Origin of the sequence: Rhodanobacter geophilus (assembly GCF_040812275.1) — a bacterium.
Classification (GTDB): Bacteria; Pseudomonadota; Gammaproteobacteria; order Xanthomonadales; family Rhodanobacteraceae; genus Rhodanobacter_A; species Rhodanobacter_A geophilus.
The window spans coordinates 38217-61330 of sequence record NZ_JBFOHL010000005.1 but is presented as its reverse complement, the minus strand read 5'-3'; the positions used below and the strand labels follow the sequence as shown (position 1 = coordinate 61330).

The 23114-nt window shown below is 69.8% G+C and carries 12 protein-coding genes and 1 pseudogene; 7 read left to right on the top strand and 6 right to left on the bottom strand.

Annotated elements, in window-relative coordinates; translation table 11 throughout:
- Positions 1–2: 2 nt before the first annotated feature.
- The 3 genes from mrcB to ABQJ56_RS06875 all read right to left on the bottom strand — a co-directional run bounded on the left by mrcB (position 3) and on the right by ABQJ56_RS06875 (position 6845).
- On the bottom strand, positions 3–2333 hold the full coding sequence (mrcB, locus tag ABQJ56_RS06885; RefSeq protein ID WP_367844422.1) for a penicillin-binding protein 1B: 2331 nt from the start codon (positions 2331–2333) through the stop codon (positions 3–5).
- Between the two features lie 267 nt (positions 2334–2600).
- The gene (locus tag ABQJ56_RS06880; protein ID WP_367844259.1) at positions 2601–5198 is read right to left on the bottom strand and encodes a glycosyltransferase family 2 protein; all 2598 of its coding nucleotides are present in this window, start codon (positions 5196–5198) and stop codon (positions 2601–2603) included.
- Positions 5199–5354: 156 nt separating this feature from the next.
- The gene (locus ABQJ56_RS06875) at positions 5355–6845 is read right to left on the bottom strand and encodes an alpha-L-fucosidase (protein WP_367844258.1); all 1491 of its coding nucleotides are present in this window, start codon (positions 6843–6845) and stop codon (positions 5355–5357) included.
- A gap of 122 nt (positions 6846–6967) precedes the next feature.
- Here ABQJ56_RS06875 and ABQJ56_RS06870 point away from each other — a divergent pair.
- Together ABQJ56_RS06870 and ABQJ56_RS06865 are read left to right on the top strand one after the other, a co-directional pair.
- Positions 6968–7114 (top strand): annotated as a pseudogene (locus tag ABQJ56_RS06870) (GntR family transcriptional regulator); the annotation flags it as partial.
- A 118-nt stretch (positions 7115–7232) separates the two neighbouring features.
- On the top strand, positions 7233–9899 hold the full coding sequence (locus ABQJ56_RS06865; RefSeq protein WP_367844257.1) for a M16 family metallopeptidase: 2667 nt from the start codon (positions 7233–7235) through the stop codon (positions 9897–9899).
- 178 nt (positions 9900–10077) lie between these two features.
- Here the strand turns inward: ABQJ56_RS06865 and ABQJ56_RS06860 are convergent, their stop codons facing one another.
- Positions 10078–10545 carry a Dps family protein gene (locus ABQJ56_RS06860; protein ID WP_367844256.1) on the bottom strand — a complete coding sequence of 156 codons (468 nt, stop codon included), beginning with the start codon at positions 10543–10545 and terminating at the stop codon, positions 10078–10080.
- 177 nt (positions 10546–10722) lie between these two features.
- On the opposite strand from ABQJ56_RS06860, the gene hrpA reads away from it, so the two are divergent.
- A complete protein-coding gene (hrpA, locus tag ABQJ56_RS06855; RefSeq protein ID WP_367844255.1) occupies positions 10723–14889 on the top strand; it encodes an ATP-dependent RNA helicase HrpA in 4167 nt (1388 codons plus the stop codon).
- Here hrpA and ABQJ56_RS06850 read toward each other — a convergent pair.
- Complete coding sequence (locus tag ABQJ56_RS06850; RefSeq protein ID WP_367844254.1) at positions 14881–15096, bottom strand: hypothetical protein; 216 nt, start codon at positions 15094–15096, stop codon at positions 14881–14883. The genes hrpA and ABQJ56_RS06850 overlap by 9 nt on opposite strands.
- A 114-nt stretch (positions 15097–15210) precedes the next feature.
- Between ABQJ56_RS06850 and ABQJ56_RS06845 the strand changes: the two genes are divergently transcribed.
- The 3 genes from ABQJ56_RS06845 (at position 15211) to ABQJ56_RS06835 (ending at position 20074) form a co-directional block, all read left to right on the top strand.
- Positions 15211–17343 (top strand): RelA/SpoT family protein, encoded by a 2133-nt coding sequence (locus ABQJ56_RS06845; RefSeq protein WP_367844253.1) that lies wholly within the window; start codon positions 15211–15213, stop codon positions 17341–17343.
- A 164-nt stretch (positions 17344–17507) separates the two neighbouring features.
- Positions 17508–19223: a tetratricopeptide repeat protein gene (locus ABQJ56_RS06840; RefSeq protein WP_367844252.1), complete on the top strand. Its 1716-nt coding sequence runs from the start codon at positions 17508–17510 to the stop codon at positions 19221–19223.
- Positions 19223–20074 carry an SDR family oxidoreductase gene (locus ABQJ56_RS06835; protein WP_367844251.1) on the top strand — a complete coding sequence of 284 codons (852 nt, stop codon included), beginning with the start codon at positions 19223–19225 and terminating at the stop codon, positions 20072–20074. Before ABQJ56_RS06840 ends, ABQJ56_RS06835 begins: the two co-directional genes overlap by 1 nt.
- Before the next feature lie 157 nt (positions 20075–20231).
- Here ABQJ56_RS06835 and ABQJ56_RS06830 read toward each other — a convergent pair whose 3' ends face one another.
- Positions 20232–20576: a RidA family protein gene (locus ABQJ56_RS06830; RefSeq protein WP_367844250.1), complete on the bottom strand. Its 345-nt coding sequence runs from the start codon at positions 20574–20576 to the stop codon at positions 20232–20234.
- Positions 20577–21214: 638 nt separating this feature from the next.
- On the opposite strand from ABQJ56_RS06830, the gene ABQJ56_RS06825 reads away from it, so the two are divergent.
- A complete protein-coding gene (locus ABQJ56_RS06825; protein WP_367844249.1) occupies positions 21215–22993 on the top strand; it encodes an autotransporter assembly complex protein TamA in 1779 nt (592 codons plus the stop codon).
- Positions 22994–23114: the final 121 nt, after the last annotated feature.

Genomic DNA, 23114 nt, shown 5'->3' with positions numbered 1-23114 from the left:
GCTCAGTTTCCGCTGGGAGGGGGCTGGACGACGGCGGGCGCCACACCCGGGCTGGCCGCACCGGCGCTGCTGGACGAGGCCGCCGGGTTGCCGCCGAACAGGCTCTGCCAGAAACCGCAGCCTTCGACGTCTCCGGACAGCGAGCCGGTCACCACCGGCACCTGCATCGCGCCCGAACATTGCGGCTCGGTGGGCTTGCCGTCGGCGGGATTGATCCAGGCCATCTGCAGGCCGTCGCCCGGCATGGCGGACAGCGGCTGGCTGGGCAGCTTGGTGAACAGGTTGCGCCACACGCGCAGCGCGCCGGTGGCGCCGAACAGGTGGGCGGGCTTGTTGTCGTCGCGGCCCACCCAGAACACGCCGAGGCGATCGCCGGTGAAGCCGGCGAACCAGCTGTCGCGCAGGTCGTTGCTGGTGCCGGTCTTGCCGGCGACGTGCAGCGAGGCAAGGCTGGAACTGCCGAGGGAGCTCGCCGTGCCGTAGGTGGCGACCTGCTGCATCGCCCAGGTCACCAGGCGCACCGCCTCCTGGTATTCGCCCTTGCCGCTCTGCACCTCGTAGCGCTTGACGGTGCGGCCGTTGCCGTCCACCACGCCGCGCACCGCCAGCAGCGGCAGCGCGTGGCCGTCGGAGGCGATGTACTCGTACAGCTGCGCCACCTGCAGCGGCGACAGGTCCAGCGCGCCGATCAGCAGCGAGGGGCTGGGGTTGACGTCGGTGAGCCCGAAGGATTCCAGGAACGCGCGGATCCGCGGCAGGCCCACCGCGAGGCCGAGGCGGATGCTGGCGAGGTTCCACGACTTGGCCAGCGCATCGACCATCGGCACCATGCCGTGGCTCTGGTTGTCGTCGTTGTGCGGCGTCCACAGCGTGCCGTTCGGTTGCGGCATGCTGATCGGGCCGTCGTCCAGCGCGGTGGCGAGGTTCCAGCGCGAGGGGTTGGTCAGCGCCACCAGGTAGACGAAGGGCTTGATGGTGGAGCCGATCGGCCGCTGCGAATCCAGCGCGCGGTTGAAGCCCTGGTCGCCGGGGATCCTGCTGCCCACCACGGCCAGCACGCTGCCGTCGTGCGTGTCGGTGACCACGCCGGCCGCCTGCAGCGGATCGGCGCGCTTGCCCAGCTCCTTCATCGTGGTGTCGATGGCCTGCTCGCTGTAGAGCTGGGCGGCCGGGTCCAGCGTGGTGAAGATCGACAGGTTGCCCGCGCGCAGCGTGTCCTCGTCGAAATCGCTGGTGATCTGCTGGCGCACCAGCTGCATGAAGGCGGGGAAGCGGTTGTGCGGCAACTGGCCGTTCTTGATCACGTCCAGCGAGGTGGCCTGCGCGGCCTTGGCCTGCGCCGCCGAGAGCAGGCCGGTGTCGGCGAACTCCTGCAGCACCAGGTTGCGGCGCGCCAGCGCGCGATCCGGGTAGCGGCGCGGGTCGTAATAGCTCGGCCCCTTCACCAGGCCCACCAGCATCGCGACCTCCTGCGGACGCAGGTCGCGCAGCGGACGGCCGAAGTAGAACTCCGAGGCCGCCGCGAAGCCGTGCACCGCCTGCCCGCCCTGCTGGCCGAGGAACACCTCGTTGACGTAGGCCTCCAGGATGCGGTCCTTGCTGTAGTGCAGCTCCAGCAGCAGCGACATCAGCGCTTCGTTGATCTTGCGCGTGAAGGTCTGCTGGCGGCTGAGGAACAGGTTGCGCACCAGCTGCTGGGTCAGCGTGGAGGCGCCCTGCACGGTGTGGCCGGCGCGCAGGTTGGCGAACGCGGCGCGCAGGATCGCGCTGAAATCGATGCCGATGTTGTGCTTGAAGTCGCGGTCTTCCACCGCCTGCAGGCCGCCCACCAGCAGCGGCGGCAGGTCGGCCAGGCGCACGATGCGCCGATCCACCTGGTCGGCGCCGTACACGGTGGCGATGCGCGCGGGGTCGAGGTGGGCGAGGTCGATGGCCTTGCCGCTGGCCAGGTCGTGCACCGAGACAACCTCGCCCTTACCCAGCCTCACCTCGATGCGCTTGGGCAGCTCGCCGCCTTCCGGCCCGGCATAGCCGCGCGAGGAGATCACGTAGCGGCTGCCCTGCCTCGCCCAGCTGCCCGCCACCTGGCCATGGCCATCCTCGCTGTAGCCGGCGAAGGTGAGCTCCAGCTGCAGCGACGCCGGCGTCATCGGCTCGCCCGCGGCCAGCGGCAACGGCCGCGCGAACACCCGCGTGGGCACCGCGAACACCAGGTCGTTGAAGCGCTCCTGCACGCGCTTGTTCAGCACCAGCGTGTAGGGCAGCACGAAGCCGACCAGCAGTCCCAGGCCGATCCAGAACGGGATGCGCAGCCATGGCCAGCAGGCACGCATGAACGAGCGGGTGCGGGTCAACACGGCCGAGGCGGGGTCAGGACGGTCATAGGCACGTGATGATAGGGCGTGCTACCCGGCGCGGATATGAACGAATGGGGCGTTATCCGGGGCGGCAGGCCGCTGGCCGCCCATGAACCCGGCCAAGCCGGCGTGATGGGTGCACGGGAAATGTCGGGCTGGAGCCCGACCCACGCTTGGCGAAGAGCGGAAAAGCACCGTGCCTGATTTGCCCACGTCGCCAAGGCGACGTGGGCGGCGGCGGTGTCAGCCCGCCTTGTCCCCTGCCCTGTGCGCGATCCAGGCACCGACCACGGCCGACACGTAGGGGATGGACTGCGCGGCGAGGATGAACATCCACAAGGTGCCTTCGATGTAGCGCGTGCCGTAACCCAGCGCCATGCCCGCAATGCACAGCACCAGGGCGATCGCCATCAGCAGCTCCTCGCGCACCGGGGCGAACGCGGCGAAGCTGCTGCCGCCCATGCGCCGGCTCTTCGCGGTCACCACGAACGAGGTCTTCTGGCGGGTGAGGCCGTGCAGGATGCCGCGCGCGATCGCGTGCGACAGGCCCATGCTGGCCAGCGAGGCCATCAGGGTGTCGTACCAGCCGCAGGGCACGCGGGCGCGGTACAGCACGATGCCGAAGATCGCCTTGGCGAAGAAGAAGCCGATCACCGGGATCAGGAACAGCTGCATCGGCAGGCTGAAGTACTGCGGGAAGGCCACCATGCCCGCGGTCCAGAACAGCGCCATCAGGGTGAAGATCAGGTGCAGCGCGTCGGCGAACCAGCTGAACCAGCCGGTGAGGAAGTGGAAGCGCTGGCCGGCCGAGAGCGGCCCCTTCTGCGTCATCCAGCTCCAGCGGCCCTTGAGGATCTGCATCGCGCCGAACGCCCAGCGGTAGCGCTGGCTCTTGTACGCCTTGAAGTCGGCCGGGGTGAGGCCCTTGCCCATCAGCTCGTCGACGTAGACCAGCTCGTATCCGGCGTGCATCAGGCGCAGGCCGAGCTCGGCGTCCTCGCAGATCGTCCACTCCGACCAGCCGCCGGTGCCTTCCAGCGCCGAGCGCCGCACCATGGTCATGGTGCCGTGCTGGATGATCGCGTTGCGCTCGTTGCGGTGGTGCATGCCGATGCGGAAGAAGCCGTCGTACTCCCAGGCGGTCATGCGGCGGAAACGGTTGTGCTCGAAGTCGCGGTGCGCCTGCGGGCACTGCACCACGGCCACCTTCGGGTCGTGGAAGTGGCCGGTCAGCGTGGCCAGCCAGTCCGGCCGCACCACGTAGTCGGCGTCGATCACCGCCACCACGTCGGCCTCGGGCGCGGTCTCCTTCAGGCCGAAGTTCAGCGCGCCGGCCTTGAAGCCGGGCCAGGGCTCCAGGTGGAAGAAGCGGAAGCGCTTGCCCAGCTTCTCGCAGTATTCCTGCACCGGCTTCCACACCGCCGTATCCCTGGTGTTGTTGTCGATCACCAGCACTTCGTAGTTCTGGTAGTCGAGCTCGGCCAGCGAGTCCAGCGTGACGATCACCATCTCCGGCGGCTCGTTGTAGCAGGCCAGGTGGATGGAGACGAACGGCTGCCGCTCGGGGATGTCCGGCCGCAGCATGCCGGCGTGGCGCACCCAGCTGCGCCGCCACAGCACCTCGGTGAACTCGAAGCCGTTGATCAGCAGGATGGCGAGGATCGCGAGCTGGGCCGGGAACAGCAGCACCAGCATCGTCCAGTCCACCCAGCTCAGGTAGAACTGGAACGGCAGCGTGGCCGACCACACGATCAGGCCGCAGGCCAGCTGGATCAGCATGCAGAAGAACAGCCGCCCGGTGAGCTTGAAGCGCGCATAGCGGCGCGCGAACCAGACCATCGGCAGCAGCGCCAGCAGGCTCGCCGCCAGCGCCTTCCACGGCCAGATGGTGTCCTCGGTCACCGGGCCGGTGAACGGGAACTTCGGCTGGCGATCCGCGTTGAACATGCCCCAGTACGCCTCGGTGCGGCCCGAGAGCTGCTCCTTCCACGGCTGGTCGAACGCCTCCATCACGTAGTAGTCCAGGTGCAGCTGCTTGGCCACGTTGAACCACTGGCGCAGGAAGATCGCCTCGTCGGACACCGAGGGGTAGGCGTACTCGTGGCGGTCGCCGTTGGACGGCCAGCCGATCTCGCCGATCACGATGTGCTTGTTCGGGAACAGCCGCTGCAGGTTCTCGTAGCTGCCCAGCGCGGCGCCGATCGCGTCCTTGCGCGGGATGCCGTTCCAGTACGGGAACAGGTGCACGGTGATGAAGTCCACGTGCTCGGCGAGCTCGGGGTACTTCTCCCAGATGTAGTCCGGCTCGGCGGTGGACACCGGCTGGTGCAGCGCGGCGCGCACCCGGTCCAGGTAGGCCATCAGCCGCTCGGGCGGGATGTCGTTGCGGAACAGCACCTCGTTGCCCACCAGCACGCGGGTGATCGTGCCGGGGTAGCGCCGCGCCTGCGCGATCAGCGCGGCGATCTCCTTGTCGTTGTTGTCCAGCCGCGTGTCGATCCACGCGCCGGCCAGCACCTTCAGCCCGTCGCGCTCGGCCAGCCGCGGGATCTGCGGGTTCTGCAGCATCGAGTAGGTGCGGATGTTCGGGCTGTAGCCGCGCAGCAGGCGGAGGTCGCCGTCGAGCTGCTCGTCGGTCGGGAAATCGTTCTTCAGCGGGCTCTGGTAGCGCTGGAACGCCGACAGCGCGAAGCCGCCGATCGGGCCATGCCAGTCCTCGGGACCGTGCGGGCGGTTGCTCCACCACCACAGGCCGATGTTCAGCGCGGCCACCACCAGGGCCAGAAAGAGGGCGGCAAGCAGTGAAGGGCGGCGGCGGAGGTTGGAAGGATCGGCGCTCAAGAAGGTTCCCGTGGGCGCCGCTCCGGGCGCGGGCCAAGCCGCGTGAGCTTAACCAATGCGCGGTGGCAGTCTCAATAAAAGCCTGCCGGGGCGGTCAGCACAAGCTCAGGCCGGGCGCCGGACAGCCGGGTTGCGCAGGGAACGCCCCGCCAGGCGTCATGCCCGCACCGCCGAAATCCGCAGCGTCCACGCCGGCGCCCCTGCCAGTTGCCGGCGCACGGCCGGCGGCAGGGCCACATGGACGCCATCGCCTCCCTGCTGCCAGACCAGCTCGCCGCCCGCGCCCAGCACCTGCAGCTTCGCGCCCGGCGCCGGCTTCAACGAGCGCAGCACGATGCTGGCCGGCGGCTCCGGCTCGCCCTCGTCGGCCAGCCAGATCGCGTTGACGCTGCCGTCCTTGCCCTGCGTGAAACGGAACTTGCCCTCGCCATAGGGCGCGATGGCCCGGCTGCCGTGGATCGCCGAACCGTTGACCTGCATCCATGCACCGATGGCGCGCAGGTGCTCCAGCGCCGCCGCCGGCAGCTCGCCGTCGGGCTGCGGGCCGACGCCCAGCAGCAGGTTGCCGCCCTTGGCCACGATGCCGACCAGGGTGTGCACCAGTTCGCGCGGCGACTTGTACGTGTCGTGCGGGTTCCACGACCAGGAGCGGCCCATCGTCATGCAGGTTTCCCACGGGTACGGCAGCGGCCGGTCGGGCACGGTCTGCTCGGGCGTGCGGTAATTCTCGTAGGGGCCGCCGACGTCGCGGTCGACCAGCACGATGCCCGGCTGGTTGCGGCGCGCGAGCGCGGCCAGCCCCGGCATGTCGATGTCCTGCGCCCACGGCACTTCCATGCCGTGGGCCTTGGCGTCGGGATGCGGCCTGTCGTTCACCCAGCCGGCATCCAGCCACATCAGGTCGACGCGGCCGTACTGCGTGGTGAGCTCGTTGATCTGCGCATGGGTGAAATCGACGAAGCGTTTCCACATCTCCGGGTACTTGCCCACGTCGTAGTTGTTGTTGCGGTCCGGCGTGGCCCACAGCGGGGACCAGTAGTCCGGATGGTGCCAGTCGGCCTTGGAGAAATACGCGCCAATGCCGAAGTCGCGCCGGCGGAACGCGTCGAACACTTCCCTGGCGACGTTCGCGCGCGGGTTCGCGTGGTACGGCACGTCGGGCGCGGTGACGCGGTAGCCGGTCTGCGCCGTGTCGAACATGCAGAAGCCGTCGTGGTGCTTGGTGGTGAACACCAGGTAGCGCATGCCGGCGGCGTGCGCGGCCTCCGCCCATCGCGCGGGATCGAACTTCACCGGGTTGAACTGCGTGCGCAGCTGCTCGTAGCGCTGCTTCCACTCGACGTAGCCGACGCCGCCGGGACGCTTGATCCAGTCCTCCGAGCACAGCGTCCACGACTCGACGATGCCGAGCACGCTGTAGATGCCCCAGTGCAGGATGAGGCCGAACTTCCAGTCCGACCACTGCGCCAGCTTCCGCTGCACCAGCGGATCGGTGACCGGGACGTAATCATCGCCCGCGGGCTTGGCGTGTTCCTGCTGCGCGACCTGCGCCGCGCCCTTCTCCTGGTCATGGCCGAAGCCCTTGCCGAGGGGCGACAACAAGGCCAGTGCTCCAGCACCTTGCAGCATGCGGCGGCGGGTGACCATGGCAATTCCTCATACGGGCGGCGGGCAAGGTTTCAAGTCTTGCACAAGCGTTGTCCGGGCGACGTCACTCCGCCACAGGCCATGCTTGACATCGACACATGTGTATTGTTGTGTCGATGCACATGGATGCCTCCCTGCCCACCATCCAGCCGGACACGCCCGAACCGATCTACCGGCAGATCGTGGAACAATTGCGCCGCCTGATCGCCTGCGGCCAGCCCGCCGCAGGCGAACTGCTGCCCTCGGTGTGCGAGGCGGCCGGCTTCCATGGATGACTGGCGCAAGCCCACCTTCGCCGCCGAACGCACCCACCGGCGAAACCGTTTCGCCGCAAACCCCGGGACGCGAGGCTCGCGTCCGCCTTCACAGACGCACAAGGATCCAACGATGAAGAAGCGAGCACTCCGGCTGGTCGCAGCGATCGGCCTGGCCCTGGCGGCGGGCAGCGCGATGGCCGCGACGAACGACGCCGACGTCACCCGCGCCACGCTGGACAACGGCCTGCGCGTGGTGATCGTGCGTGACACGCTGGCGCCGGTCGTCACCACGGAGATGAACTACCTCGCCGGTTCCGACGAGGTGCCGGCGGGCTTTCCCGGCACCGCGCACGCGGTGGAGCACATGATGTTCCGCGGCAGCCCGGGCCTGAGCAAGGACCAGCTCGCGGCGATCGCGGCGAACATGGGCGGCGCGTTCAACGCCGACACCACGCAAGGCGTGACGCAGTACTACTTCGTGGCGCCGGCGCAGGATCTCGACGTGGCGCTGCACGTGCAGGCGCTGCGCATGCGCGGCGTGGACATGGACCCGAAGGAATGGGACAAGGAGCGCGGCGCGATCTCGCAGGAAGTCTCGCGCGACCTCTCCAGCCCCGACTTCAAGTTCTACACGCAGCTGCTGGCGCAGATGTTCTCCGGCACGCCCTACGCGCACACCCCGCTGGGCACGCGGCCCTCGTTCGACAAGACCACGGCGGCGATGCTGAAGAATTTCCACGACACCTGGTACGCGCCGAACAACGCGATCCTGGTGATCGCGGGCGACGTCGATCCCGTCGCCACGCTGGCCAAGGTGAAGGCCGAGTTCGGCAGCATCGCGCGCAGGACGTTGCCGGCGCGGCCCGCGTTCGCGTTCAAGCCGGTGACGGCGAAGACCGTGCAGCTGCCCACCGACAATCCCTACGGCTCGGTCTACCTGGGCTACCGCATGCCGGGTCTCACCTCGAAGGACTACGCCACCGCGCTGGTGCTGGGCCAGGCGCTGGGTTCGCAGCGCGCGGCACTGGCCGGCATGCGCTTCGACGGCACCGCGCTGTTCGGCGGCTTCTTCGACCAGAGCATGCCGCAGGCCGGCGTGGGCATGGCGGTGGGCATCTTCCCCAAGGGCGGCAATCCGCGGCCCATCCTCGCCAGGATGCAGGCCATCCTCGCCGAGGCGGCGGACAAGGGCATCGATCCCGCGCTGGTCGACGCCGCCAAGCGCAACGCCGTCGCCGATCTGGAGTTCAAGAAGAACTCGGTGGACGGCCTCGCCAACGCGTGGTCGCACGCGCTGGCCTTCCAGGGCGCCGAATCGCCCGACGCGATCAAGGCGGCGATCGAGGCGGTGACGCCGGCGGCGGTGGACGCACTGGCGAAGCAGACCTTCAATCCCGCCCACGCGATCACCGCGATCCTCACCCCGGAAAGCTCGGGCAAGGCGGTGGCGGGCAAGGGCTTCGGCGGCGCCGAGAGCTTCGCTTCGACGCCTGACAAGCCGGTGCAGCTGCCGGCCTGGGCCGAGCAGGCGTTCGCCAAGCTCGACGTGCCGAAGTCCTCGTTGAAGCCGGTGAGCTACACCTTGCCGAACGGCCTCAGGCTGATCGTGCAGCCGGAAACGATCAGCGACACGGTGGACCTCTACGGTGCCGTCCAGACCAACCAGGACCTGCAGGCGCCCAAGGGCGAGGAAGGCGTGGCCGACGTGCTGGACGGCCTGTTCCCGTTCGGCACCGAACAGATGGATCGCCTCGCGTTCCAGCAGGCGCTGGATGCGATCAGCGCGCACGAGAGTGCCGGCACCAGCTTCTCGCTGGCGGTGCCGTCCGCGCATTTCGCCGAGGGCGTGAAGCTGCTCGCCGCCAACGAACTGCACCCCGCCCTGCCCGCGCAGGCTTTCGCGGTGGTGCAGCAGCAGGTCGCGGGCGCGGCGGCCGGCGTGCTGCAGTCGCCCGGCTTCCTGTTCGAGCAGGGGTTGGGCAAGGCGCTGCTGCCCGCCAACGATCCCTCGTTGCGCCATCCCACCCCGCAGAACGTGATGGCGCTGACGCTGGACAAGGTGAAGGCGTACTACGCGCAGACCTTCCGCCCCGACCTGGCCATCATCGTGGTGGTCGGCAAGGTCGACCCGGCGCAGGCGAAGAACGTGATCGAGCAGGCCTTCGGCGACTGGAAGGCACAAGGCCCGAAACCGGACACCAACTACGGCGCGGTACCCCCGAATCGGCCCGGCAAGCTGCACGTGCCCGACGCCAGCGCGGTGCAGGACAGCGTGGACATGGCACAGACCATCGCCGTCACCTACGACGACCCGGCCCGTTTCGCGATCAACCTCGGCAACCAGGTGCTGGGCGGCGGCTTCTACGCCTCGCGCCTTACCCGCGACCTGCGCGAGAAGCATGGCCTGGTCTATACCGTGGGCGTGGGCCTGGATGCGCGCAGGCACCGCGGCACCTACACGGTGTCCTTCGGCTGCGATCCCGACAAGGTGGCCGCCGCCAGCGCGCTGGTGGTGCAGGACCTGAAGCAGATGCAGCAGCAGCCGGTCACCGACGCCGAACTCAAGCAGGCCAAGGGCATCCTGCTGCGCCGCATCCCGCTGGGCGAATCCAGCTTCGGCGCGATCGGCGGCCAGTTGCTCACGCTCTCGCAGCAGGGCAAGCCGCTGGATGCGATGACGGTGGCCGGCCAGCACTACCTCGAACTCACCGCACCCGAAGTGCAGCAGGCATTCGCGAAATATGTGCGGCCGGATGGCCTGGTCACCGCGGTGAAGGGGCCGGCGCCGAAGGATTAAAACGACAGGCAAAGCCTGACTTTTCGCCCGTCATCCCAGCGCAAGCTGGGATCCAGCGCCTGCAACGCATTCAGTACGGCGGCACTGGATTCCTGCTTGCGCAGGAATGACGGGAAAAGCCCGAGGCTTTCGCACGCCGAGTGTGCTCATGCATGCCGGGTCGATGCGGCGACGCCGGTTACTTCAGCAGCGAACGCAGCATCCACGCCGTCTTCTCGTGCGCCTTCAGGCGACCGGTGAGCATGTCCGCACTGCCTTCATCGCCAGCCTTGTCGGCCACCTTGATGGCCGCGCGCGCGGTGTTCGCCACGATCTCGTGGCCCTGCACCAGCTGGTCCACCATCTCCTTCCACTCCGGCACGCCGGATTCTTCCCTGATCGAACTGAGCTTGCCGAACTGGCTGTAGGAGCCGGGGGCGAACACGTCCAGCGTGCGGATGCGCTCGGCGATCTCGTCGGCGGCCAGCCACAGCTCGTTGTACTGGACCTCGAACATCGCGTGCAGGCTGTTGAACTGCGGGCCGGTGACGTTCCAGTGGAAGCTGTGGGTCTTGAGGTAGAGCGAATAGGTGTCGGCCAGCAGCCTGGACAACTGCTTGGCGATGGCTTCGCGGTCCTTCTTCGCGATACCGATGTTCGAGGCCATGGTGTTCTCCCGTGCGGTGAGTGATGGAACCACGGTAGCGGCGCGCCGACCGCGGTGGAAATGAATCCTTGCAATGCGGCCGATAGCAGGAGTCTATCGGGCGTCGCGTATGGAGTCCGTCATCCCGGCGAAGGCCGGAATGACGGACAGGTACGAGCCGGTATCATGCTCGGCTGCATGAACGACGCGAACCGCCCACCAACCACCCATCCCACGCTGCGCGACCTGCGCCGCGCGCTCGACGGCGCGTGCAGCCGTGACTTCGGCCGCCTGCTGGGGCGCTGGCGCGGACTGTCCCGGCACGCCGACGAGAAGAAGCTGGCGGCCCTCGCCGCCGACATCGCAACCTCCGTCGGGAAGCGCCGCGCACGCGCCGAGGCCAAGCCCGCGATCCGGCTCGACGAATCGCTGCCGATCGCCGCGCGTGCCGACGAGATCGTCAAGCTGATCCGCGAACACCAGGTGGTGGTGATCGCCGGCGAGACCGGCTCGGGCAAGACCACGCAATTGCCCAAACTCTGCCTTGCCGCCGGCCGCGGCGAGGCGGGGCTGATCGGCTGCACCCAGCCGCGCCGGCTCGCGGCGCGCTCGGTGGCGCGCCGCGTGGCGGAGGAACTGGGCACGCAACTCGGCGACCAGGTGGGCTTCCAGGTGCGCTTCACCGACCAGGTGAGCGAACGCACCCTGGTGAAGTTCATGACCGACGGCATCCTGCTCGCCGAGACGCAGGGCGATCCCTGGCTGTCGGCCTACGACACCCTGATCATCGACGAGGCGCACGAGCGCAGCCTCAACATCGATTTCCTGCTCGGCTACCTCAGGCGGCTCGCCGCGAAACGGCCCGAGCTGAAGATCATCGTCACCTCCGCCACCATCGACACGGCGCGCTTCGCCGAACACTTCGGCGGCGCGCCGGTGGTCTCGGTGGAAGGCCGCGCCTACCCGGTGGAATTGCGCTGGCGGCCGGTGGACGGCACCGCAGGAGCGGCTCCAGCCGCGACCAGCGGAGAATCGCGGCTGAAGCCGCTCCTGCGTTCGAACATCCAACAGGGCAGCGCCGAACACATCGCCGCGGTGATGGACGAGATCATCGCCGACCGCAGCCTGGGCGGCGGCCCGGGCGACGTGCTGGTGTTCCTGCCAGGCGAGCGCGAGATCCGCGACGCCCACCTGCTGCTGTCGCGCCGCCAGTACCGCGAGACCGAGATCCTGCCGCTGTACGCGCGGCTCTCCGCCGCCGACCAGGACCGCGTGTTCAAGCCCGGCCCGAAGCGCCGCGTGGTGCTGGCCACGAACGTGGCCGAAACCTCGCTCACCGTGCCGCGCATCCGCTACGTGGTCGACACCGGCAGCGCGCGCGTGAAGCGCTACAGCCAGCGCAGCCAGCTCGAACGCCTGCACGTGGAACCCGTCTCGCGGGCCGCCGCCGACCAGCGCAAGGGCCGCTGCGGCCGCATCGGGCCGGGCATCTGCTACCGCCTGTACGACGAGGCGGATTTCGCCGCGCGCAGCGCCTTCACCGATCCCGAGCTGCTGCGCTCCTCGCTCGCCAACGTGATCCTGCGCATGCTGGCGCTGCAGCTGGGCGAGGTGGGCGACTTCCCCTTCCTCGACGCGCCCGACCCGCGCGTGGTGGCCGACGGCTACCGCCGGCTCGCCGAGATCGGTGCCATCGACGACGCGCGCACGCTCACCGCCATCGGCCGCACGCTGGCGAAGCTGCCGATCGACGTGCAGCTGGCGCGCATGCTGGTCGAGGGCGGCAGGCTAGGCGCATTGCGCGAACTGCTGACGGTGGTGTCCTTCCTCAGCATCCAGGACCCGCGCGAGCGCCCTGCGGACGCGCGCCAGCAGGCCGATGCCGCGCATGCCGCGTTCGCCGACCCGAAATCCGACTTCCTGGGCGTGCTGAACCTGTGGCGCGAGTACGGCCAGGCACACCAGGAACTCACCCAGTCGAAACTGCGCGACTGGTGCTCGCGGCACTTCCTCAGCTTCATGCGCATGCGCGAGTGGCGCGAGCTGCACCGGCAGTTGCTGCTGGTGGTGCAGGAGCTGGGGTGGAAGCTCGACGCTCAAGCCCCCGCTCTTGGCTCCCTCTCCCCCAAGCAAAGCTTGGGGGAGAGGGTTGGGGTGAGGGGGACAAGCTCGCGAAGCACCGGCAAGAACCAGCGCGCTTCGCATGAACGTTCCCGCGAGCACCCACCCCTCACCTCAATCCTCTCCCCAAAGGGGAGAGGAGGCGAACGCGAGGAGCGCGTCATTGATGAAGAGGCTGCGGCGCCCCATCTCTTCGAGACGGTCCACCGCAGCCTCTTGGCCGGCCTCCCCACCCAAGTCGGCCGCAAGGACGAACGCGGCATCTTCCAGGGCACGCGCGAACGCAAGTTCCAGGTCTTCCCCGGCTCGGCACTGGCAAAGGTTCCGCCGAACTGGGTGTTCGCCGCGCAGATCCTCGACGTGGGCGGCAAGGTGTGGGCGATGATGTGCGCGCGCATCGAGCCGGCATGGGTCGAGCAGCAGGCCGCGCACCTGCTGAAATCCAGTTGCCGCGACGCGCACTGGTCGAAGAAGCGCGGCTGCGTGGTGGCCTGGGAGCAGGTGAGCCTGTTCGGCCTCAACCTGGTCGAGCGCCGCGCGGTGACGTTCGAGAAACAGGATCCCGCGCTGGCCCACGAGATCTTCCTGCGCGAGGCGCTGGCCCGCGGCGATATCGAGGCGCGCGCCGATTTCCTGCGCGCGAACCAGCGCGTGCTGGAGGACGCCCGGGGCATCGAGGCGAAGCAGCGCCGCGAAGGCCTGATCCGCCACGAGGACGAACTGGTCGATTTCTTCCGCGGCAAGCTGCCGGAGGACATCTCGTCCAGCCGCGCGCTGGATGCGTGGTATCGCCATGCGCGTCCTGCCGAACAGGCGGCCTTGCGCTGGTCGCTCGACGACGTGATGGTGGGCGGCGCCGGGCTCGATCCTAAGGCCTTCCCTGCAACATTGGAGATCGCCCCGATGGCCGCCGGCGGGGCGCCGGCGGCGGGCGCCCAGCGCTACCGCCTCGAGTACCGCTTCGTGCCCGGGGACGAGGCCGACGGCGTCACCCTGCACCTGCCGCTGGCGATGCTCAATGCGCTGCCCGCCGCGCGCTGCGAATGGCTGGTGCCCGGCCTGCTCGCCGACAAGGCCGCCGAACTGATCCGCGGCCTGCCCAAGGCGCTGCGCCGCAACTTCGTGCCCGCACCGGATTTCGCGCGCGCCTTCGCCGAGGCCGAGGCGCCGCGCGACGAGCCGTTGGCAAAAGCGTTGGCCGCGTTCCTGAAGCGCGCCACCGGCGTGGCCATCGACGCCGGCGAGTTCGCCGCGGCGGAACTCGCGCCGCACTACCGGATGCGCTACCGCGTGCACGACGACAGCGGCCGCACGCTGGCCGCCGGCCGCGATCTCGCCGCGCTGCGCGCCGAATGGGAAGGCCGCGCGCGCGAGGCGTTCTCGCGCAAGACCGACGTGGAACTCACCCGCGAGGACATCACCGCGTGGGACTTCGAGGAGATCCCCCGCGAGGTGCGCTCCAGGGGCAACCTGCTCGCCTTCCCCGCCCTGGTGGATCTGGGCGATGCGGTGGCGCTGCGCGTGTTCGAGCGCCGCGACGAGGCCGCCGCCGCCCACCTCGACGGCGTGCGTCGCCTGCTGCGCAACGCGCTGGCCAGCGACCTGAAACAGGCGCGCCGCCGCCTGCCGATCGGCAACCCGCTCGCGCTGAAGTACGCCTCGCTGGGTGGCGTGGACGGCTTGCGCGAGGACCTGGTCGAAGGCGGCCTCGCCGATCTCGTGGCGCGGCTCGAACTCGACGTCCGCGGCGCGGGTGCGTTCGCCGCGCTGCACGCGCAGGCCGCACGCGAGCTGTTCGCTGCCGCCGTGGAACGGCTGAAGCTGGCCGAGCCGATCATCGAGGCGCAGGCGGAACTGCGGCCCTGGCTGCAACCGCCGCTGCTGGGCTTCGCCCGCGCCAGCTACGACGATCTGCGCGAACAGCTCGACGCCCTGCTCATGCCCGGCTTCCTGCGCGAACTGCCGCCGGACCGGCTGGCGCACTATCCGCGCTACCTCAGGGCCATGCGGCTGCGTGGCGAACGCCTGCGCCAGGATCCCGCGAAGGACCAGCAGCGCATGCTGCAGGTGCTGCCCTACTGGCGCGAATACCTGAAGCACCGCGCCGCCGGCAGCGAAGGGCTGGACGAACTGCGCTGGCTGATCGAGGAATGGCGCGTCTCGCTGTTCGCGCAGGAACTGAAGACGGCCGAGCCGGTGTCGGCGAAGCGTCTCGCGAAGGCGCTGGAAGCACTCTCAGCGTGACTTGCGGCGGCGCCGTTGCCACAGCGCCGACATCAGCACGACCAGGGTGGACAGCACGCCGAACACCGCGCCAAGCGCCGGATGCTGCCGCGCAAAGTCGGCCGGCGACGGTGCGCCGGCATCGCTCCACAGCATCACCAGCCACGCGCCGAACAGGGTGACGCCGGCGGCCAGCAACACCGCCAACAGGGAACGCAACCAGCGCATGGACGAGTCCTGCCGAAGCCGAAAGATGGATCGGCATGATTCTGTGGCCGATGGCCGGCAAAGCCAAGCGCCGGCAATCCACCTAAAATGGATGCACACGACACGGTCCCGGCCATGACCACGCACCCGCAACCTGCCCGCCTGCAAGCCTGGCGCGACCACGCCGGCACGCGGCCGCCCGTGCTGGCCGCCGCGCTGGAAGCCTGCCTGGCGCGGCCGGTCGACCAGGCCGAATGCGCCGACGTGCTCGACCTGCTGGCGATGCTCGGCTGCGATGCGCCCACCCAGGCCGCGGCGCTGTGGTTTGCCCTGTCGCGCGTGGATGCCGCGTCGTGGCAGGCCGAAGCGCCGCGGCTGCCGGCAGACGTGCGCCGCCTGGTGGAAGGCCAGCAGGCCGCCGAGCAGGTGTGGGCCCTGCACGCGCAGCGTACGCAGGGCGGTGGCTCCGAGGGCTTGCGCCGGCTGCTGCTGGCGATCATCCGCGACCTGCGCGTGGTGTTCGTGCTGCTGGCGCGCCAGCTCGCGCGCCTGCGCGCGGCGGGCGCGTTGCCGGAAGCCGAACGCACGGAACTCGCCCGGCTGACCCGCGACATCCACGCGCCGCTCGCCAACCGCCTCGGCATCTGGCAACTGAAGTGGGAACTGGAAGACCTCGCCTTCCGCCACCTGCAGCCGGACACCTACCGGCGCATCGCCAGGCTGCTCGACGAACGCCGCGCCGACCGCGAGGCCTTCATCCGCGAATCGCTGGACATGCTGGGCCGCGCGCTGGCCGACGCCGGCATCCGCGCCGAACTGGCCGGCCGGCCGAAGCACATCTATTCCATCTGGAAGAAGATGCAGAAAAAGGGCGTGGAGTTCGCCGAGCTGTACGACATCCGCGCCGTGCGCGTGCTGGTCGACACGGTGGCCGACTGCTACGCCGCGCTGGGCGTGGTGCACACGCTGTGGCCGCACCTGCCGCGCGAGTTCGACGACTACCTGGCGCGTCCCAAGGGCAACGGCTACCGCTCGCTGCACACCGCGGTGATCGGCCCGCGCGACAAGACGCTGGAAGTGCAGATCCGCACCCACGAGATGCACCGCGCCAACGAGCTGGGCGTGGCCGCGCACTGGCGCTACAAGGAGGGCGGCGGCGCCGACGCCGAGTTCGAGGCCAAGATCGCCTGGATGCGCAAGCTGCTGGACACGCGCAGCGAGGACGAGGGCGCACTGGCCGCCGACCTGCGCACCGAGCTGATGGAGGACCGCGTCTACCTGCTCACGCCGCGCGGCGAGGTGATGGACCTGCCGCACGGCGGCACCGTGCTGGATTTCGCCTACCACGTGCACACCGAGGTGGGGCATCGCTGCCGCGGTGCCAAGGTCAACGGCCGCATCGTGCCGCTCACCTTCCAGCCGCAGAGCGGCGACCGCGTGGAGATCCTCACCGCGAAGCAGGCCGAGCCCAGCCGCGACTGGCTGTCGCCGCACCACGGCTACTTGAACAGCTCGCGGGCGCGCGACAAGGTGCGCGCGTGGTTCCGCCGGCTGGCGCACGACGCCAACCTCGCGGTGGGCCGCGTGATGTTCGAGCGCGAACTGAAGCGCCTCGCCCTGCCCGAGGTCGACCTGGCGAAGCTGCCCGCGCACTTCCACCTGAAGACGCAGGACGAACTGCTGGTGGCGCTGGCGCTCAACGAGATCAGCACCGGCCAGGTCGCGCGTGCGCTGCAGGAGGCTGCACAGCCGCTGGAGGACGACGACACCGCACCGCTGGCACCCGCGCGGCCGGCACCGGCGCGCGACGCCGGCGCGCTCAGCATCGAGGGCATCGGCAACCTGCTCACCACGCTGGCGCGCTGCTGCCAGCCGCTGCCGGGCGACCCGGTGCGCGGCTTCATCACCCGCGGCCGCGGCGTGTCGGTGCACCGCACCGACTGCGCCAGCCTCGCGCGGCTCGCACGGCGCGATCCGGACCGGGTGATCGAGGTGGACTGGGGCAAGGCCGGCGCCCAGGCCTACGAGGTGGACATCGAGCTGCGCGGCTACGACCGCAAGGGCCTGCAGAAGGATGTCACCGGCGTGATCAGCAACGCCGGCACGCCGATCATCGCCTCCTCCAGCCGCGCCTATGCGAAGAGCGGCGAGGTGGAGATGCGCTTCGCCCTGCGCGTGCGCGACTTCGAGCAGTTGTCCACCCTGCTCGGCCGCCTGCTGGCGCTGCCGAACGTGGTGGAAGCGCGCCGCATCGGCGGCGCGCGCTAGCTGAATGCGCATTCCCCTGCCATGCGGCGGCACAACGGCGCGATGCTAAGCTGCAACGGGATTCTTGCGAGCACCCCTGATCGCGAGAATCAAACGGGCGGCCATCCATCGCCGCACTTTTCAATGACTTGCTTGTCAATGGCTTATTTGAACTGCCATCCATCATGAGCGGACGCCGCGACCAGCACGAATCCGAACCCCGCGGACGCACCGAGCCCAAGCTGGGCAATCTCGACCAGCTCGATGTGCCACCGCGCAGCGCGTCGCCACACGACGACGACCCGCCGTGGCCGGACACCAATCCCGATGCGCGCCGCTGGCGCCGTGCCTCGACGATGCCGGACCACCCTCGCCGTGGCTGGCTGGTCCCCGTATTGGTAGTGGCGCTGATCGGCGTGGTCGGCACGGCATGGATCGAGCAGAACCGCCTGCGCAACCTGCTGCCACGCACCGAACTCAACGACGTGCTGGGCCGCGCGCAGCAGGCGTTGGCGGCTGGCCATCTGGACGGCCATGACGGCACCAGCGCGCGCGAGCTGTTCCAGGCCGCGGTGGCGCTGGAGCCGGACAACGACATGGCGCGCACTGGCCTGCACCAGGTCGGCACGGCCGAACTGTCGCAGGCCGATGCTGCGCTGCAGGCCGGCCAGTTCGACGTGGCCGCGCAAAAGGCCGCGGTGGCGCGCGAGCTGCTCGGCGGTGGCAGCGACGTCGATCGCCTCGACCAGATGATCGCCACCAAGCGCGCATCGCAGGTACAGGCTTCGACTCTGGTGGACCAGGCACAACAAGCCTTCGCCGCCGGCCAGTACGGCGGCGAGCATGGCGCGGGCGCGCTGTACCGGCAGGTGCTGCAGGGCGATCCCGGCAATGCGGTGGCGCGCCACGGCCTGGACCAGGTCGGTGACGCGCTGGCCACCCAGGCACAGAAGGCGCTGGACGCGAATGACGGCACCGGCGCCGACGCCACCATCGAGCAGCTCGCCGCGCTGCAACCGAACAACGCCGCCCTGCCGGGCCTGCGCGCCGCCCGCGCGCAGGCGCACCAGCAGGACAGCGCCGCGCTGGACGCCGCCCTGCAGCAGGGCGACGCGGCGCTGCGCGCCGGCCGCATCGACGGTCCCGGCGACGACACCGCGCTGGCGCACTACAAGGCCGCGCTCGCGCTGAGCCCGGACAACCCGCAGGCCGAGGCCGGGCTGGGCAAGGTGGCGCAGGCGCTCACCGTGCAGGCCGATGCCGCGCTGGATGCGGGCGACACCGCGCAGGCCGGCAAGCTGCTCGACCATGCCGCGGCGCTGGCGCCGAAATCCGCCGACCTCGCCGCCGCCCGCGCGCGCCTGCAAGGCATGCAGGCGCACAAGGCCGCCCCTGTCCACGCCGCGCCCTCGAACGACGACCAGCAGCCAGCCGCCGCTGCGCCGCCCGCGCTGACGCCGCAGCAGAGCGAGCAGGTCGCCAGACTGCTGCAACAGGCCCAGGCCGCCACGCAACGCGGCGACATCATGCTGCCGCCCGGCAACAGCGCCTACGACCTCTACCGCAACGCGCTGGCGATCGACGGCGACAGCGCCGTCGCGCAGCATGGCCTGCAGGCCCTGCCGGGCGTGGTGCAGCAGTTGTTCAACCGCGCTCTGGCCGCCGGCGATCTCGCCCGTGCCGGCCAGATGCTGGACAACTTCGCCGATCTCTCCCCCGGCGACACCTCGCAGAACATCCTCAGCCAGCGCCTCGCCGGCGCGTGGCTGGACCAGGCCGACCGCCAGCTCTCCCAGGGCAACCGCGCCGGCGCTGCGCAGTCGCTGGAACAGGCGCGCAAGCTGGCACCGAACCATCCGCGCGTGCTCGACCTCAGTGCGCGCCTGCAATCCGGATCGTGATGACGGTATTGGTGTTCGGTGGCAGCAGCCAGATCGGCCATTTCCTCCTGCCGCGCCTGCTCGCCCGCGGTGCCCCGGTAACGGCGCTGAGCCGGCACGCACGTGCCTCGCAACCCGGCCTGCGCTGGCTGCAGGGCAGCCTGCCCGACGCCGTGCCCGGCGAATTGCCCCACCCTTCGGCCATCGTCAGCTTCGGTCCGATCGGCCCGTTCGCCGCGTGGTTGGCGCGTGCGGATTTCGGCAGCGAACCGCCGCGGGTGATCGCCACCAGCTCGATGAGCGCGGAGACCAAGCGCGCCTCCGCCATGCCCGCCGAACGTGCCATCGCGCAGCAGCTGCGCGACGGCGAACAGGCGCTGGCCGCCGCCTGCGCCCGCCACGGCGCGCCCTGGACGGTGCTGCGCCCCACCCTGATCTATGGCGCGGGACTCGACAAGAGTCTCAGCTCGATTGCCCGCCGCGCCTGGCGCACGCGCGTGTTCCCGCTGCCCGCCGCCCGCGGCCTGCGCCAGCCGGTGCACGCCGACGACATCGCGCTCGCCGTGCTCGCCGCGCTGGACTGCCCCGCCAGCGCGGGCCGCATCCTGCCCATCGGCGGCGGCGAACGCCTCGGCGCCCACGAGATGTTCGCCCGCGTGCGAAACACCCTGCCCCACGCCAACCTGCCGCTGCCGCTTCCCGCGTGGCTGCTGCATGCAGGCCAGCGCTTCGCGCCCGCGAAGCTGCGCGGGCCGCTGGCGCGGCTCGACGCGGATCTGGTGGCCGACAACGGCGAGCTGGAGCGACTGCTCGGCGTCACGCCGCGGCCGTTCCGGCCGCAGGCGGAGATGTGGTTCCCGGTGAAGGGGTGACGCCTGCGGCGCGGTGGCCACGGCGTGATGCCGCCAAAGCGGGCGTTCATGGCAAGCCTGGTTGCTTGCGCAAGAAGCAAGCCGTTTCGCTCGCCTGCCGCATCCGAACCGCCTCATTGCCGCCCGCGCCATGGCGAAGCGGCAGCGAGCGGCTGTTTCAGATCGCCGCGGTAACCACGATCTCCACCTTCCACTCCGGCATGGCCAGTTTCGCCTGCACCGTGGCTCGCGCGGGCCCTTGGCCAGCCACCACCCATTCGTCCCACACGCGATTCATGCCGGCGAAATCGGCCATGTCGGCAAGGAAAATTTCCGCGCGGAGGATGCGCGTCTTGTCGCTGCCCGCCTGCGCCAGCAACACGTCGATGGCGGCCAGCACCTGACGCGTCTGCCCTTCGATGTCCGCCCCGCCGTCATCGGCGACCTGGCCGGCCAGGTAAGCGATGCCGTTGTGGATGACGGCCTCGGACATGCGCGGGCCGGCGTCGATGCGATCGATCATGGGGAAAGCTCCTGGAAGCGAGAAGCGGAACGGAGGTCGCGGCTGAATGCTGGACAGTACACCGGCCGGGAGTTCGTCAGGCATGGTCCCTGACACCTTTTCCGCATGCCCATACCATAAAGGGGACGGAGGCAATTAACCTTCGCGTCTCCGCGGCCGCGCAGCGGCTGCGTCCGAGTGCGCGCCGGGAGCGCGCTGCGTTACCCGGGGCCCCTATGGCGCGGCGGGTGGGTGGAGGAAAGTCCGCAGGATGGCCGGCGGGAAGCCGGCCAGTTTTTCGCCGGTACATGGACGTGCCGTCGAAAAACCCCGTAACCCGCCCGCGCACCCGCAGCCCATGGATGGGCGGAGGGCGCGCCATCGGGGTGGCCTCTCTTTTGGTCATTTTTCTCTGGCCACACAGGGAAAATGACTCGGGCCGCGGCAGCGGCTCGAACCGCTTTGTTGCTTGCGGCAGCGCCGAAGCAAAAGCCCCTCTCCCCCGCCCCTCTCCCGCAAGCGGGCGAGGGGAGAAACGTGTGCGCTCATGCGCCCATCGCGAGCCATCACCACGTCACGGATTCATCCGCAACCCATCCTCGCTTCGGTAAGCTGTCCCCAGCCCCGCCAACGCCCCCACGAGGATGGATCCCTTGCGCATGCGCCGCCTCCGCCGACGCCTGGCACCGCTTTTCCTGCTGCCGCTGCTGCTGTTCGCGTCGCTGGCGCAGGCCGGCGTGCAGCTGGTGGTGCGCGGGGTGGACGAGCCGCTGCAGCAGGCGATCGCCGCATCGGTGGGCCTGTCGCAATACGCGCACCGCGACGTCAGCGAGGCGCAGATCCGCCGCCTGTACGCGCAGGCGCCGGCGCAGGCGAAGGCGGCGCTGGAGCCCTACGGCTATTACGAGGCCGACATCGCCGCGCAGCTGCAGCCGATTGGCAAGGACTGGAAGGTGACGCTGGACGTGCGCACCGGCGAGCCGGTGAAGATCACCTCGGTGGACGTGCAGCTCGATGCGGCCGCGCTCGCGCTGCCATCGATCCGCCGCGCGCGCAGCGTGCTGACGCGCATGCGCGGCAAGCAACTGGACGATGCCGCCTACGACGCCGCGCGCGACGCGCTGTCGGCTGCGCTCACCGCGAACGGCTTCCTCGACGCGAAACTGGTCACGCATCGCGTGGAAGTGAACACGGCGCAGCGCAGCGCGGCGATCCGGCTGGCCTGGCAGGTGGGCCAGCGCTACCGCTACGGCGCGGTGCATTTCGAGGGCTCGCAGTTCAACGACGGTTTCCTCGACCGCTACCTGCCGTTCAAGCCCGGCGACTGGTTCGACCAGGACCAGCTGCTGCAGCTGCAGCAGGCGTTGAACGGCGCGGACTACTTCGCCGTGGTCAACGTGCTGCCGCAGGTCGACGAGAAGGCCCACGGCCGCGTCGACATCAAGGTCGAGCTGGCGCCGGCGAAGCGGACGATCTACACCGGCGGGCCGTTCATCGGCACCGACACCGGGTTCGGCGTGCGCGGCGGCGTGGAGCGGCGCTGGGTGAACCGGCGCGGCCACAAGTGGAAGAACGAGCTGGTGCTGGCGCAACGGCTGAAGACGCTGTCCACGCTGTACTCGATCCCGATGCCCGGCGACGACCAGCGCAGCTTCAACTACGGCGCGAACTTCCGCGACGCGAACACCAGCACCTCGCAGTCGCGCACGCTGGAGCTGGTGGCCAACGAAACGAAGCTCTGGCACGGCTGGACGCGCACGGTGGGCCTGCACGCGCTGTCCGGCACCTTCACCGTGGGCAAGCGCAGCGACGAGCCGGACAGCACGCCCGGCATCGAGCACGGCAGCAGCACGCTGCTGTTCGCCGAGGCCTCGCTGTCGCGCAAGGATGCGGACAACTACGACTTCGTGCACGACGGCTGGTCGCTGGGCTTCGCGGCGCGCAGCACGGCGGCTGGCCTGCTCTCCTCAGCCAGCTTCAGCCAGCTCACCGCCGACGCGAAATGGATCCACGCGTTCGGCACGCGCAAGCGCAACCGGCTGATCCTGCGCGGCAGCGCCGGCAAGACCTGGACCGACGACTTCGCCGCGTTGCCGCCGCAGCTGCGCTTCTTCGCCGGCGGCGACCGCTCGGTGCGCGGCTACGGCTACCAGTCGATCGGCCCCGAGAACAGCTATGGCCGCGTGCTCGGCGGCACCAGCCTGCTGGTGGCCAGCGCCGAGGTGGAACACTACTTCACCCGCAACTGGGGCATCGCCACCTTCCTCGACGCGGGCAACGCCTTCGACGGCACCGACTACCGGCCGAAGCTCGGTACCGGCATCGGCGTGCGCTGGCGCTCGCCGGTGGGCATGATCCGGGTGGACCTGGGCACGCCGATCCGCGACTCGCAGCGGCATGGCGTGGTGCTGCACCTGGTGATAGGACCCGACCTGTGAGCGGGTGCCCGCGCAAGCCCGCAAGCCCGCGGTCCATGGATGGATCGCCCGCGCCACGACCATGCAGTGGCCGTGGTGGCGGAGCCGGAACCGCGTTGCGCTTCCGGCGGGTGGGGCAACG

Bases quoted from the DNA above. Each gene is read 5' to 3' on its own strand.
- ABQJ56_RS06825 (WP_367844249.1), top strand. From the start codon at position 21,215: ATGCGCCGCCTCCGCCGACGCCTGGCACCGCTTTTCCTGCTGCCGCTG.
- mrcB (WP_367844422.1), bottom strand. From the start codon at position 2,333: ATGCGTGCCTGCTGGCCATGGCTGCGCATCCCGTTCTGGATCGGCCTG.
- ABQJ56_RS06860 (WP_367844256.1), bottom strand. From the start codon at position 10,545: ATGGCCTCGAACATCGGTATCGCGAAGAAGGACCGCGAAGCCATCGCC.
- ABQJ56_RS06845 (WP_367844253.1), top strand. From the start codon at position 15,211: ATGACCACGCACCCGCAACCTGCCCGCCTGCAAGCCTGGCGCGACCAC.
- ABQJ56_RS06875 (WP_367844258.1), bottom strand. From the start codon at position 6,845: ATGGTCACCCGCCGCCGCATGCTGCAAGGTGCTGGAGCACTGGCCTTG.
- ABQJ56_RS06840 (WP_367844252.1), top strand. From the start codon at position 17,508: ATGAGCGGACGCCGCGACCAGCACGAATCCGAACCCCGCGGACGCACC.
- ABQJ56_RS06865 (WP_367844257.1), top strand. From the start codon at position 7,233: ATGAAGAAGCGAGCACTCCGGCTGGTCGCAGCGATCGGCCTGGCCCTG.
- ABQJ56_RS06830 (WP_367844250.1), bottom strand. From the start codon at position 20,576: ATGATCGATCGCATCGACGCCGGCCCGCGCATGTCCGAGGCCGTCATC.
- hrpA (WP_367844255.1), top strand. From the start codon at position 10,723: ATGAACGACGCGAACCGCCCACCAACCACCCATCCCACGCTGCGCGAC.
- ABQJ56_RS06850 (WP_367844254.1), bottom strand. From the start codon at position 15,096: ATGCGCTGGTTGCGTTCCCTGTTGGCGGTGTTGCTGGCCGCCGGCGTC.
- ABQJ56_RS06835 (WP_367844251.1), top strand. From the start codon at position 19,223: ATGACGGTATTGGTGTTCGGTGGCAGCAGCCAGATCGGCCATTTCCTC.